General features: G+C 38.3%; 8 protein-coding genes. 3 read left to right on the forward strand and 5 right to left on the reverse strand.

Annotated features, from left to right (window positions below; genetic code table 11):
* Positions 1–43 precede the first annotated feature (43 nt).
* The 5 genes from JMN32_RS24725 to JMN32_RS24745 form a co-directional block, all read right to left on the reverse strand.
* Positions 44–2,419 carry an ABC transporter permease gene (locus tag JMN32_RS24725; protein ID WP_202859061.1) on the reverse strand — a complete coding sequence of 792 codons (2,376 nt, stop codon included), beginning with the start codon at positions 2,417–2,419 and terminating at the stop codon, positions 44–46.
* Between the two features lie 391 nt (positions 2,420–2,810).
* Entirely contained in the window at positions 2,811–4,757 is a 1,947-nt protein-coding gene (locus JMN32_RS24730) for a lanthionine synthetase LanC family protein (RefSeq protein WP_202859062.1), read from the reverse strand.
* Positions 4,750–5,784, reverse strand: a complete 1,035-nt coding sequence (locus JMN32_RS24735) for a thiopeptide-type bacteriocin biosynthesis protein (protein WP_202859063.1) — start codon at positions 5,782–5,784, stop codon at positions 4,750–4,752. The genes JMN32_RS24730 and JMN32_RS24735 overlap by 8 nt, the downstream gene beginning before the upstream one ends.
* 10 nt (positions 5,785–5,794) lie before the next feature.
* Positions 5,795–8,770: a lantibiotic dehydratase gene (locus JMN32_RS24740; RefSeq protein ID WP_202859064.1), complete on the reverse strand. Its 2,976-nt coding sequence runs from the start codon at positions 8,768–8,770 to the stop codon at positions 5,795–5,797.
* Between the two features lie 225 nt (positions 8,771–8,995).
* Positions 8,996–10,294, reverse strand: a complete 1,299-nt coding sequence (locus JMN32_RS24745; RefSeq protein WP_202859065.1) for an HlyD family efflux transporter periplasmic adaptor subunit — start codon at positions 10,292–10,294, stop codon at positions 8,996–8,998.
* Between the two features lie 298 nt (positions 10,295–10,592).
* On the opposite strand from JMN32_RS24745, the gene JMN32_RS24750 reads away from it, so the two are divergent.
* From JMN32_RS24750 to JMN32_RS24760, 3 genes are all read left to right on the forward strand, one after another.
* Positions 10,593–11,255 carry a response regulator gene (locus JMN32_RS24750; RefSeq protein ID WP_202859066.1) on the forward strand — a complete coding sequence of 221 codons (663 nt, stop codon included), beginning with the start codon at positions 10,593–10,595 and terminating at the stop codon, positions 11,253–11,255.
* Positions 11,252–13,246 (forward strand): ATP-binding protein, encoded by a 1,995-nt coding sequence (locus tag JMN32_RS24755; RefSeq protein WP_202859067.1) that lies wholly within the window; start codon positions 11,252–11,254, stop codon positions 13,244–13,246. The genes JMN32_RS24750 and JMN32_RS24755 overlap by 4 nt, the downstream gene beginning before the upstream one ends.
* Before the next feature lie 320 nt (positions 13,247–13,566).
* Positions 13,567–13,725: a pinensin family lanthipeptide gene (locus tag JMN32_RS24760; RefSeq protein ID WP_202859068.1), complete on the forward strand. Its 159-nt coding sequence runs from the start codon at positions 13,567–13,569 to the stop codon at positions 13,723–13,725.
* Positions 13,726–13,815: the final 90 nt, after the last annotated feature.

Below are 13,815 nucleotides of genomic sequence, written 5' to 3' on the forward strand. Positions count from 1 at the left end.
TAAGACGCTATAAACCAGCTAGAAGTTACACCCTGTCTCCTTTTTATTCATCTCTTAATGTATGTGCAGGACTCATAGATGCTGCATTGTACACCTTAAAGCCAACGGTTAAAGCAGAAACAATTGTGATCAGTGCAATGCCCGCCAAAAAGGTTATCATTCCCGCTCCTGTGTAATAAGTCCATATGCTGGCCATCAAGGAATCTACCATGTAATAACTAGTCAGTGACCCCAGAAATGAAGCTATGACTAAAATGATGATGAACTGTTTATTCAATTTTTTTGCGATATTACCAACAGACGCCCCCAACACTTTCCTTACTCCAATTTCCTTCATTCTCTTTATGATGTTCAGAGATACCATGGTGAAGAGTCCTGATGCTGAGAGAAGAGTGGCTATTATTCCCAAGAATATAAACAGCTTCAATATATTATTATTCACAGTGGCCGCCTCCTTCAACTCCTCATCCATATAACGACCATTATAAAGTCTGTTAGGAAACACTTCTCTCCATTTAGACTCCATAAATTCATTAACTGCTACCAACTTATTAGCATCAGCTTTGACAAGTATGCGACTATACTCTTCGGGTTTATTTAGCCTCAACATAACCGGATCCACAGCATCCCAGAGTCCGTTACCATAATAATCTTTAAAAACACCTACTACATATAATTGCACGGTATCTCTCCATATCACTTTTTTACCAATAGCATTATCCCATCCAAAAGCTGTCATCATAGTCTCATTCACAATCACGGATTCACTCCTATCCGTTTCCGAATCTCTTTTAAACTGCCTTCCCTCAAGCAGCGTCATTCCCATGATGTCCATGTAATTTTCGCTCACTTCCATAATATCTACCTCTCGCTCTGCACCTTCAAAGCGAACAGGATCATTGATATAGGTTGACATAATATGGTGCTTTGTACCAGTTATAGCTTCTATATCACTATTTCCTGCCAGGGCATTTTTATAAACTTCATATTCATTTTCTCCATTGATATTGGTATATATAACCCCTTGCCGGTCAAAGCCAAGATCTATCTCCTCCTGATATTTAGCATTTTGAATGAATGCTACCGCTGATATCAAAGCGATCAATGAAATGCTGTATTGGAGGGTTAGCAGCAATTTTGTAAAACCAGTAATACCGCCAAACTTTGTAGTACCTTTCAATATACTAGTTGGTTCAAAACTGCTGATATAAAAGGCTGGATAACTTCCTGCCAGTAGGCCTGTAACGATCAACAATCCAAACATAAAAAGAAAAAAACCTGCATTACCCAGGTAATCCATATTCAGTTCCATGAATTCCCACATCTGGTTATAGGCTGGTACCAGTATCTCTGCCAGTAGAATAGCTACAATACCTGCTAAAAAACATAAGGTAAGATTTTCTGCCATGAACTGCCCAATCAACTGTTTACGACGACTCCCCATCACTTTACGGATACCTATTTCCTTCAACCGACGACTAGACATGGCTATGGCAGTATTGGTAAAGTTAAATATAGCTATGAGTAACACCAGGAATGCCATAACAGCCGGCGCAACGACAGCGGCAGTGGGCAGGCTATTTCTAAACCAATGGTTCCGTACATCTTCCAACTCAGATCGGATAGCTATCCCCTCAAAGGGGTCGAGGTAAAACTCGGACACCATAAAATCTTCTTTAGCTTTGTTTTGGTTGGCTTTATACTTTTGAAGTTCACTTTCTATGAACGGAATTTTAGACTTATCCTCCACCTCAATTAAAAGGGTATTCCAGTACTTCCAGTTACTTTCATCATACTCGTCATAAGCATCGAAAAAACTATCAAAATGAAAAAGCGCATCAAACTGTATACTAGAGTTTAAAGGCATTTTCTCGAATACTCCAGCAACAATAAATTCAAGTGTGCTGCTATCTAGCACCTGCGTTATTTGCTTTCCAAGTGCGTCCTCCTGTCCAAAATACTTAGTCGCCAGTTCGCTGCTAATAAATATCTTCGTTTTATCACCAAAGTCACTCTTAACGCCGGATTTCAACGGAAAATTAAAAAGGTCGAACAACCCCTCATCCGCATAGGCAATATCTGTCCTAAACAGTTCATCTTTGATTCTAATATTACTCCCATAGGGAATATAGCGTATTACCCTGCCCACTCCGGCTATATTGTCACGTATACTTTCTCCCAACGGCATAGGGGCTATACCATTTTTAGTCTTATTGCCTTGAAAGTCTCTGATAAAGTTTACTCTGTAGACATTGCCTGCATTTACATGCTGCTGGTCATAACTTGCGTTGTAATCGTAGTTGATATATGCTACGATACAACATGCCATTGCTATGCCCAGACCGAATACATTAATAATTACATAGGTCTTGCTCTTTAATAGGCTCCTAATCGTGATTTTGAGGTAGTTTTTCAGCATGGTAATTTATTTGAGTTTGTTGACTATTGACCTGTTTGCCTTATTTCCTAAAGACTACCACACATGCCTGAAGGTTGCATAACCATAGCATACTTATTTAACACAGTACTATGTCATACATAATAGTAATACGTAAAGAGTTGTAAAATGTTTTATATCAGCGGACTACTAAACCTTCAGACTGGGTAGTTCTATAAAAAATCAATGTATTTACGCCTGTGTAGTTTAAAAGCTTCTCTACAGACATGAGTAAAAAAGGGAAGGACAATATAATAGGTGAGTAATCACCTATTAGTGCAACTTCTATGATAGTTAGGCAATATCCATGGGATGCCTGCTGTGAGCAAACAGTTCCTTGCAAAGCTGAGCCATCGCTCAGCTTTGCTTTTTCTTATTGATGCACAACCGGAGAATGATCTATAAACAATATTCCCTGATGCAGCGCTTCAGTGATTTGATAAATTGTTACCTCTTTGACCTGATCAATCTCCGACTGCTCGGTAACTTCAAATTCATCAACCATTTCCACTATTACCTGTTCAACTCTATTTGGCTGCTCAAATTTTTTAATCACGGTGTATGCAAAATCGTTTAATGGGAATTCTAATAAAAACTCTGGTGTTGGAATAAATATAGCATACTCTTCACCCTCATTATCTTTGGCAACCTCCTCTGGTAATTCAAGTAACACATGCTCTTCTGGCAACACCAGTTGCGTATGGATAAGCTCAGCCTCAGTCTTTAAGCATACCTGATTTTTCTCTATCTCTACAATTCTTCGTATCCTGTTATACGAATGACTCTCTATGGCACTGTCTAGCTCTTCCTTTTTAAGCTCGTACTCCCACACTTGCTGAATAGCATCATCATCTTTGGCAGAAATCGCATTTTGAATGGCCTGCCTTAGTTTAAGCATAAACGAGCCTCCACCTTTAAGGATATTTAAATCAATATCTTTTTTGACTTTTTCGAATGTTAAGGGATAAAGACCATTGGCTAATCTGACAAAAACTCCCTCATAACCGGAGGCCAACTCTCCGTCAACTTTTCCACTAAATACTTGATTTAAATCTGGCTTCAGTATACTCGCTTTTTCCTGTTTTTCATCTGATAGCATCAAATAGAAGTAACCTATGCCACTATCTCCCATAAACAAACTAATATCATTATCAGTACCGGCAAATGAATACCCTGAAAGGTATTTCCCTTTTTCCGCGACATAATCAAGAGCCCTGTCCCCTGCCTGCCTAGCCATATCAATGTAGGTAGTATCCCCAAGGACTCTAGCTGCCTCCAGGAACAAAATGGCATTACCTCCTATTCCATGACAAAGTATGCATGATGCAACTGACATTTCACCATCAAGAGTTGCTATTCCCGTTTTTTCAACCGCTCTGTCGATATCTCTCTTGTATATATCATCCTTTAGCACCTCATATGCCCGTATTCTGGACAATCCTATCCCAGGCGCTCCATGACACCAGGCCGACATATCTCCAGGCAGCAAAAAGTAATCTTTCTCGCCGTTTAGATATTTATCTCTATTCTCATTCAATGTTTTTTCATCGTAAAACCCTCTTCTGAAATCCGGCCAGTTTTTAAACTCCTCATGAAAAAAGTGGTTTTCATAGGCAAAAGCTCTCTTGGCTATCCAGTAAAAACTTTCATTATCAAAATATTTACCCAGTTCAAGAAAGACGTAGCCAATTCCGGATGCACCATGCGAAAAACCACAAAGACCTTTAATGTTGGTACCTACTCGATCCCAATAAAAACCATGTGGAGTTATATTGGCACGTTCAATTAATCGACGAGTATAACTTTCTATATTCTTAAGTACTCCCTCATCTCCGGTAGCTGCATGCAAGTGTAAAAGACATAATAATGCACCAGAATACCCATTGATCAGATCATCAACCTTGCGACTAGTATGTAAAAAAGCTTCACATCCCTCTGCTATCTTCAGGGCCTTAGCCTTATAACTTTCATCCTTCAGGTAATCGGCAAGAACCAGCATCAGGTATGAAACCCCCATTCTTCCGGTATAGAAAGCATAATATTCAGTGCTGTTGGTAGCACAATAGTTTTCCAGCCACCGCGCCCCTTCAGTTACTGCCTCCAAATACTTATCATCATTTGTTCTTCGGTGGAGTTCCAAAAAGAAGTATACAATACCTGCTGTACCAGAGTACAAGCTTTCTGAAACCACCCATTGAATTTCAAAATCCCCTGTAGAAGTCATAGTTTTCCAGACATATCCCTCATCAGTTTTTTCAACTCTCCGGAGTATTTCATCTCCTATCCGTATCGCTTCCTCCAAATATTTATTTCTATCCATTGTTTACTGAATTTCTTAAAGCCTTAATACTTTCTCTTACCAAATACGCAAGATACCCTTCGTCACGGTTCATAATGCCCATTCTATTGTTGATCATGTGTATGTAACTGTCATAAATAGCCCACAACTCTTGCGTCTCGGCAGGCACTTCCTCATCTCTTTTTGATAAGTAGCGTTGGGGGGCAATAAGTTTTTTATCTTCCTGCAATGCTTGCAGGTCAGACTTTATACTTTTCATGTCCACAAGCCAATTATTCAGCCATTCCTGATCAAAACTTTGCCCCTCTTCAAATGCCTCCCACACAGTCTCAAAAAATGGAATGAGACTTTCTTTATGACCTTTAAAGTTTTTCTCAAAAGCTTTAAGTGTCTCCTCCTTTCTCTTTGCCAGTTCCTCCTTTGATATATCCTTCTCAAAAAAGTAATAGGCTCTGGGCAACCAGTTCTGAAACACATCTGAAAAGAACTTTGACGCTTCCTGCTGATCCATGCCAACACCATGAGCAAAACCCAGATGAAGCTGTATAGCAGCTCCAAGAGCTCTGTTATAATCCCAAGCCTCAAGTCCATCTTCTACAATGGCCAGAGTAGCGTCTGATGAGGCCTGAAATTGTCGTTCAGAAACCTGTAAAGCATGCTCCCCTCCGTAACGTTCTGTTTCGGGTTCATATTCAATGAATTGCACAGAATTATTTGGGTACCATTTATATTCCTCAGAGGCTTCCTTTAACCAATCGGGATCCTGCCTTTCGGAAGGAACATTTTTGAAGTATTTATTAAAATGATCTATAATCAGTGGTTTTACCTTCTTTTCAAGCACATTGGGATTACCTTTAAACCTTAGCCTGATATGTGGGCCCTTCTCCCAATATCTGATAAAAAAGTATTGATCGGCGAGTTTTTCTCCCATTACCTGGTCTATCAAAGGTTTTACTCCTTGAATAAGGAACTCTTCCCAAGGCTCAGCATAGTACAGAAAAGCTGCCAACCATTTTTTATCAGGTGTGGAATTGGTTTTTTGAGACATTATTTTCTTTTTATTTATTATACCATTGAACTACAAACTCCGATACGAACCTGGAGTCATCAACCTTAAGCATCTGTTTTGAGTTAGGAAGCATTTCCACTATTTTCATACTGGCTGGCACCCTATCGATCAGCTTTTCCAGCAAATGGACCAACAACGGATTGGTAAAGTCAATATACTGTGGTTTGTAATCATCTCTAGTCAGTTTTTTCATAGCATCTTCATCCATACCCTCATCTCCCCAGCGGTTAGTATTAACAAACACAAATACTTCATCAGGTATGTTATTATCCTTTCTCCAGATGTTGACATTCTTGAAGTACTGCCAATCGCTGTCGTTCGGGTGTCTCTGAGGCAATAGCGCTTTAGGAACCAGCCATGATTTCCTTTGTAAAACCAACACATCTTTATACATGATCCGAGGCAATACACTTATTTTATACTTTGCAGCTGATTTCTCCTTATCCTCGTCGGGTGTATTAAACTGATTAACAACATTCACTAAAGGCTGGGTAAACAGGTATTCTGCTTTTGTAAACCTTTCAAGGAGCTGGAACAGTTGCGACCTGCCTCCATGCCCCTGAAAACCCAGGTCAAAAACATAAGCTCTTTTGCCTGTAGCCTTATGAACCAGGTTTAGTTCCCCCGCATCAGCATTATACATGACACAAAAGTCGGTGATGGGAATTTGCTTATCCGCAGGCAAAGAATTATGCCCCCCTGGCATCCATACCTCATAAGGCATAAGTGTAGGGTGCAGGTTAGCGTTGAAGTATGATGCATCACAATCTTCAATAAAAATGGAATCACCATCGCACAGCTCAACATTCCTGTTCCTGATTTCCTCCGTTAGTTCATGCTGAAAAATGTGAAGAAAGCGGCTCATCATTTTGCCATAACCAGGGAATGTACTATTAACACTGGCCTTAAGCTTACCCTCTTCATAATAGAACTGTAAAAATGACCCATAAGAATTGGCTTCTCCAGCAGTATCTATGAATCCAACTTTCTCATTAGCATGCTGAACAGGAGTCTGGTCAACAATTATCTCATTCTCATTCCATTGCACCGTCTTGCTAAGCTGTTCCTTCACTGCTGTTCTCCAATTTTGAACCCTCTCCTTCTTCTCTTTCCCTCCTGGTAATTCAAACTCATCAACCGTATCCTTTTCCTGATCTTTATCTACACGCTGTTTAGCATCCTGTTCGCCTTTAACCTTATCGGAACCACCTGCTTCTTTTATTTGCTTTTGCTTTTCACGAGCTTTCTTCTTTCTCTGCTCTTCCCGCTCCTTTTCAGGCTTCTTAAACTCCCTGAAGTAATCTTCATAAAAGGTAAGTAAATCCACCTTTTCTTGCTCACCGTACTTTTTTAGAAAGTATACCTGCATCTTCAACTTTTCATCCTCATTGCCCTTGAAAAACCTCATTTCATTGAGCAACTCATTGAGTTGGGAAATAACCTCATGTATTTCCCCTTTACTCAATAATGCATTGACCTCACGAGTAGTGTCCTCGTAAAATATCTGCTCAGGTTTCATAGAAAAGTAAGTAGAGGTCTCATGTTTAAAGGTTACTTCCTCTTCCTTCCCTTCTTCTTCAACCTCCTTTTCTTTCTTGTCATCTTTTTTTTTCGTCTCCTCTTCCTTTTTCTTTTTTGCCTCTTCTATTAACTCCTTCTCTGTCTTTCTTTCATCTGCAGGCAAACCAGCTTCTTCGTGTATCTTCATAAAGATAGCCCTAAACTCATCATATGCATTTTGTAGTAAATCGTGTCGACCTTTCACATCACTTTCGGCATATTTGTTCCCCAGTTTTCTGATAGCCTTCAGCGTTTCCAATAGTTCATTTATATACTTTACACCTTGTTTCGCCTGACTACCCAAAGCTTCAATAAGTTTTACATCCCAGTCAGGGTCAACACCAGAAACTCCTATATTATATTCCAGAAGGCCGAACTCCACCAATTGCTTAACATAACTCTCAACTTCCTCTGCAGGAGCATCAATATCATTTTGCAGACTTTCAATAAGATCTAAAAACCTGATGCCTTCGGTATACTCTTGAACTACGCCCGCTATATGCTCTACAACAGGGTTATAAGGTATACGCTGGAAGGATTCAATATTATTATTATTAGTAAGATATAAAAAGTGATCACCTCGATTTTGGTAGGTTGGGTTACAACGCAGAGGAAACAAAATATAGGAAGGTCTATAGTTTTTTAGCAGGTCCATTATAAACTTCAACAAATAGTTGTTTAACCTGATATGGCCTGTCACCTGTTGCCCATTCACCGTATTGATCTGTATACCTTGCATACTTTCATCTATTTTACCAATAGACAGATTAGTAAATGTACTGAAGGGTGACGTTTTCGCATACATACGTGTCAGATACTGAAGCAGACTCTGTTCAACCTGGTGTTCCTTCTTTCTGAATTTATCCACTGGTCTTTTTTGGAAAGAATCCAGACGATTTAATAATGTTCGACTAGACAAAATCAACCCCTTCTTAAGAAGATCTGAGTTAACCAGTTTCTTTAAATCCTCTCTACCCATTTTGAGCTCATCCGCGTAGATGGACTCCCCAGCCTGAGCTTTCTCTTTTAGTTCCTTTAGCAATTGAACATAACTTTGAAGATCTTCTTTAAGTAATTGCGGAAGCACCTCAAGAGCCTTATTCAATTTACTATTTTTCAGCTTCCTCTCATTGAATATATCTCTTCTCAGATTCTGAACTATATTCTGAACTTCAGCACTTTTGCTGCTACTTATAAACTCAAATAGACTATCACACAATACTTCCTTTGATTCTTTTTGCTTTTGATGAAGCTCGCATATGGCATTCACTATTTCATCTGATTCAGGAAATTTCAACCGTGCCCATTCTTCAAACGAGTCACCTCCAACCCTGATCAGGGCATATGGAAATAGTTGCATAGTTTTTTTACTATTAGTAGTGTAGGCTGTTAACGTGTTACCCATAAGGTGCAATTTTAGTGTTTTTCACCCTTCAAAATCCTAATGGTATTCAGGGATATTGAACTTTAACAAGAACTGAGGAATATTCTATTTTCCCCATGTATCTATGTCTAAAGTTATGAACTAAGACTTTTATTCTATAGTTTATTTGGGTTTTATATAAAAAAACAAAGCAGGTTAAAATAACCTGCTTTAAAATTTCTATTATTTAAGAGAGGATAAAATTGACTAATTGACCCTGTCGATAATGTTCCTTAATTGATTAAATACCCTCTCTATCAACCTCTTATCTTTAGTTATAATCTCAGCTGTTCCTTGCATTTCCTGCTTAAAATCCAGCTGTTTATTATAAGTACTTTTCAATCCATCAGGCAGACTTATTCTGATACTATACAAATTATCTCTAGGCACAAGCGATATGGACTCTACCTTACCTATAACCATACCATACTCATTTGAAGGGTAATTATTGATCATAATATTCACTTTCTGACCGACCGCTACCTTACCTGACCCCTGTACCGGCATTGCCACGTTTCCTATCACATTTTCCGACTCTGGCACAACAGTCATCACTTCCTCACCTGCCTGAACATACTGATTATCACTCCAGAACTTTGAAAATGCCACTTTTCCTTCAACAGGTGTTAACAACAGGAAGTTTTGCTTCCATGCTATAAGGTCACTTTCCAATTTCTCAAGCGCTTCAACCATGCTCGTGAACATTTGATCCGTTTCCTGCTCCTCTTTCAGTATGAGTTCGTTAATCTGCCCTTGCAACTGTGCAATTTGAATGCTATTCTGAATAATGGATGATTCAATACTCTCCTTATTCCTTTTGTTCTGCAAATGACTAGCCTTAGACCGGTTCATAACTGGTTTGGTACCCGCGCCGCGTTGATATAACAGAGAATCATCATGGTAAATAGTCTCTGATATTTTTATTTCCTCATCCACCAATGCCAGCTGTTCATTTAGGCCTTTGTTTAAGGCTCTATAGTACTTCACTCGTTTACTAAGTGCTTCTCTTTGATTATGGTAAAAAGAAATAGCAATGTATCGTTTTGCATCTTCTACAATTGAACTAAACGAAGAATATGTACTTTGCAGAGCACCTAAATTCAGAGACTCATCCAACTTAATGGCCTCAATATCTATGGGCCTTCTATATATTAATGTCCGTATTTTTTCAAGTTGCCTGTCCAGCTTTAATACATCTTCCGTAGAAGCCGGGTTTTCAATTACACCCAGCAATGCCTCTTCTTTTACATATTGTTTATCCTCAACCTGCAAGCTAATCCGCCCGTTAGACCTGGCTACCAGGTGTACCGGAGGAGTTTGTGTAGTTAGTACGACCTGGGCAGCTACAGTGTCAGGGTATTTTATGAACCAACTCGCTGCTATTAATATGAGTATAATTATGAAAACGAGGGTAATACCCCACCTAATCAGCCAATGTGGTATATGGCTCAGTATTTCTTGTACTTCCTCGCTCCTAAGTTGTATTTGTTCTTCAGTGTTAGGCATAGCTCTTTTATGGGGTACCAAAATACATATTGCTCTCCTAGTGTAAAAATCTATTAGTAAGTTTATGTTCAAAGTATCAGTTTTTAGGGATAAGCTATAGCTTCTTGATTAGCTGATAAAAATCCATACCTGAATACGGCTATTTTCAATTTTACCACATGACAGGTATTTTTAAATTACAACCCTTAAAAACCCGCATTTACACACCTTGTAAGTTTAAGATCTAACTTTCCACGGCCTCCAATTGAAGTATTTGCTATATTAGCCCTATTATTTAGCACATTTCAATCCCTGTACTATGCTTGATTCTACGGCAAAAACCATAGAACTGATGATCGTAGATGATCATAAATTATTCCTTGATGGTATAGTTTCCCTATTGAAAGATTCTCCAAAAATATCAATTGCTGCTTGTGCCAGCGATGGAAATCAAGCACTGGAACTACTCCAGCAGAATGTCAATATCAATGTATTGATCACCGACATAAGTATGCCTAACCTCAATGGAGAAGAGTTATGCAAAGAGGTAAAGAAAAAATACCCCAATGTTCACATTTTAGTGCTTTCAATGCATAGTGATAGCAAAAGCATAAAGAGAATACTTAAAAATGGAGCAACCGGTTATATACTTAAAAATACGGGTAAAGAAGAGCTAATTGAAGCCATAGAACATGTAGCCAATGGGCAGGCATACTTTAGTGAAAGTGTGAAAAACAATATAATGGCCGGAATTACAGGCATGGAAGAAAGTGATGAAAATGTAAACGTAAGGCTTACAAAACGCGAGGTTGAAATATTAAAGTTAATATCTTCTGAATTTACTACCAACCAAATAGCTGACACGCTTTTTATAAGCCTGCACACAGTTGAAAGCCACCGAAAGAATATCATGCGCAAGACAAAGGCCAAAAACATGGCCGGACTTATTAAGTATGCTGTTAAAGCCGGAATAGTAGAATGAATAGACTTAAAATACTCATTCTGAGCGGATTCATACTTTGGAACATGATAGTGAGTGCGCAAAATAAGGCTATTGATAGTCTTAACCATCTAATTGAGAATAAAAAAATAAGCGATTCATTAAGAATTGAAGCTATAGTAGAGTTATCCTCCATACTGCGATATTCCAACTTTGAGGAGGCCATAAAAGTAAACAATAAAGCGTTGGTAGAAAGTCGAAGGGTCAAACTGACCTCAACTGAAGCCTCGGCTTATATCACACGAGCCCTTATTCATGCCCAAACAGGGAACCTGGATTCTGCAAAACAGTTTTGCCAAGATGCTATAGCATTATCGAAACGTATTGCGGACGACCTGCATATGGCTTTGGCCTACAATGTTCTTGGCTCTGTAAATCTCTCACAAGGGAATTATGCCAACTCCTTGCGAGCATATATGGATGGTTTAGAAAGGTTTGAATCAATTTCTCACGAAAGCGGGACAGCTGCAACATTGAACAGAATTGGCAACTTTTACCTGAAAAGAAAACATTATAACAACTCTCGGCATTACTATGAACAGTCTCTTTCTGTTTTTGAAAAATTAAAAAGATATGATCAAGTTACCGGAATCCTGAACAACATAGGTGTTTCATACTATCAGGAGAATAACTTCTCTGAGGCATTAGAGTATTTCTCCAGATCCATTAAAATACTTGATGAAATTAATATGCCTGAAAGACTCGCCATTAGAGAGTTAAATATAGGAAAAACAAATACTCATCTCGAAAAATATCATGAGGCAGATCAATATCTAAAAAAGGCACTGGATCACTCAAACCAATACAATGACAAAAAAGTAAAGTGCCAATCTCTTCTAAACCTAGGCATACTCAAAAGACTACAACATGACAACACCAAGGCTATCGCCTACCTTCAGGAAGGATTAACGTTGGCCAAAAGCATGCATGACCATGATACCGAAATAGAGTTTTATGAAACAATTGCTAAATCATATGCTCGACTTAACAACTATAAACAGGCGTATAACTACTATCAAAAGTTTGACTTATTAAAAGACAGTCTACTTAACCTGGAAAAAGACCGTGAAGTACTCATACTTCAAAACCAATTTGAAGCCAAACAGAATGAGCAAAAGATATCTATACTTCAACACGAAGCTGAAAAGAAGAATATTATCCTTTTAGCGTTGGTTATTGGCTCCATCCTGCTTATGCTTTCAATGGTCCTGGTATTGATAAATTACAACAATAAACAGAGGAGTCTAAGGCTAATACATACTCAAAAAGAAGAAATTAGTCGTCAAAAAATAACAGAATTACTTAAAGATCAGGAGCTCAACTCTATTAAAAACAAACTTGAAGGCCAGGAAAACGAAAGAAAAAGGGTTGCACAGGAACTTCACGATGGTATTGGCGGCACCTTAGCCAGTATAAAGATGAATCTTCTTAGCCTCAAAACTGAAGATACCCCCCTAAATGAAAGGTTAACTGATATTACTTTTAAGTTAGATAATGCTTGCGAAGAGGTACGAATGATTTCTCATAACTTAATACCACCTATATTACATAATTCCGCATTAACAGAAGTAATTAAAAACTTTGTCGACGAGATTGTTGGCAACCGTGAAATAGTAGTTAATTATGAGTTCTACCCAAAAAAACAGATTGAGGCTATTGATAAAAACATTCAGGTTGATATTTACAGGATTATACAGGAATTAGTAACAAATGCAATTAAACATGCTAAAGCCAGTGAAATCAGTATTTACTTAACCATGCATGATGATTACGTCAACCTAATGGTTGAGGATGATGGAACAGGGTTCAGAAACGATGGCAAACAAACTGGTATAGGACTAAAAAACATTCAGTCACGCGTTGCTGCTCTGGATGGAAAAATCACCATAGACACCAGTATTGGCAAAGGGACAAATATTATTATTGACCTTTCATTACCTCATAGCAAGGAAGTTATCTCTCAAATAAGTTAGTACATACCTGAAAACCGTTATTTTTTTGTTTACCTGAAAACAGCCAGATATTCCTCCCTCATAAAGTTGTAAATTTCAGAAACCTAATACATTATTGTGCGTTATGAAAAAAGAAGATTAAGCCTTAATGCATTATAGGTACAAAGTTACATTACCAGTCTGAACAATGCCATATACATTAAAGGTGGTAGAATTTCAAATAATGATCAATTAGACGATTCGGAAGTAGATGACAGCTTTATAGACCCAACGCCCTTGAATAGTATTAGCCGTTTAAAGACCGTAATCTCAGAATTTAACACATATCAACCGTCGTATTTATGAAAAAGCGAAACCTCAAACTGGAATCATTGAAAATTAAAAGTTTTATAACTTCTGAAGAGAGCAAACATATCAAAGGTGCTGGGTCAGAAGTTGAACCTACAACAACTATGCCCTACAGGGTGAGTAGTCTTAAGATTTACTGTAAGAGCATATAAAATTTAAACTCTCAACGTATTACAAAAAAGAGGCCGTCTCAAAAGTCATTTTGGGACGGTTTTCTTTTTCAACAGATTTAGATGTTTTTA

Source organism: Fulvivirga marina (assembly GCF_016775155.1).
GTDB classification, from domain to species: Bacteria; Bacteroidota; Bacteroidia; order Cytophagales; family Cyclobacteriaceae; genus Fulvivirga; species Fulvivirga marina.

Excerpts from the sequence above, each read along its gene's own strand:
- JMN32_RS24725 (WP_202859061.1), bottom strand. The coding sequence starts at position 2,419 with ATGCTGAAAAACTACCTCAAAATCACGATTAGGAGCCTATTAAAGAGC.
- JMN32_RS24730 (WP_202859062.1), bottom strand. The coding sequence starts at position 4,757 with ATGGATAGAAATAAATATTTGGAGGAAGCGATACGGATAGGAGATGAA.
- JMN32_RS24735 (WP_202859063.1), bottom strand. The coding sequence starts at position 5,784 with ATGTCTCAAAAAACCAATTCCACACCTGATAAAAAATGGTTGGCAGCT.
- JMN32_RS24740 (WP_202859064.1), bottom strand. The coding sequence starts at position 8,770 with ATGGGTAACACGTTAACAGCCTACACTACTAATAGTAAAAAAACTATG.
- JMN32_RS24745 (WP_202859065.1), bottom strand. The coding sequence starts at position 10,294 with ATGCCTAACACTGAAGAACAAATACAACTTAGGAGCGAGGAAGTACAA.
- JMN32_RS24750 (WP_202859066.1), top strand. The coding sequence starts at position 10,593 with ATGCTTGATTCTACGGCAAAAACCATAGAACTGATGATCGTAGATGAT.
- JMN32_RS24755 (WP_202859067.1), top strand. The coding sequence starts at position 11,252 with ATGAATAGACTTAAAATACTCATTCTGAGCGGATTCATACTTTGGAAC.
- JMN32_RS24760 (WP_202859068.1), top strand. The coding sequence starts at position 13,567 with ATGAAAAAGCGAAACCTCAAACTGGAATCATTGAAAATTAAAAGTTTT.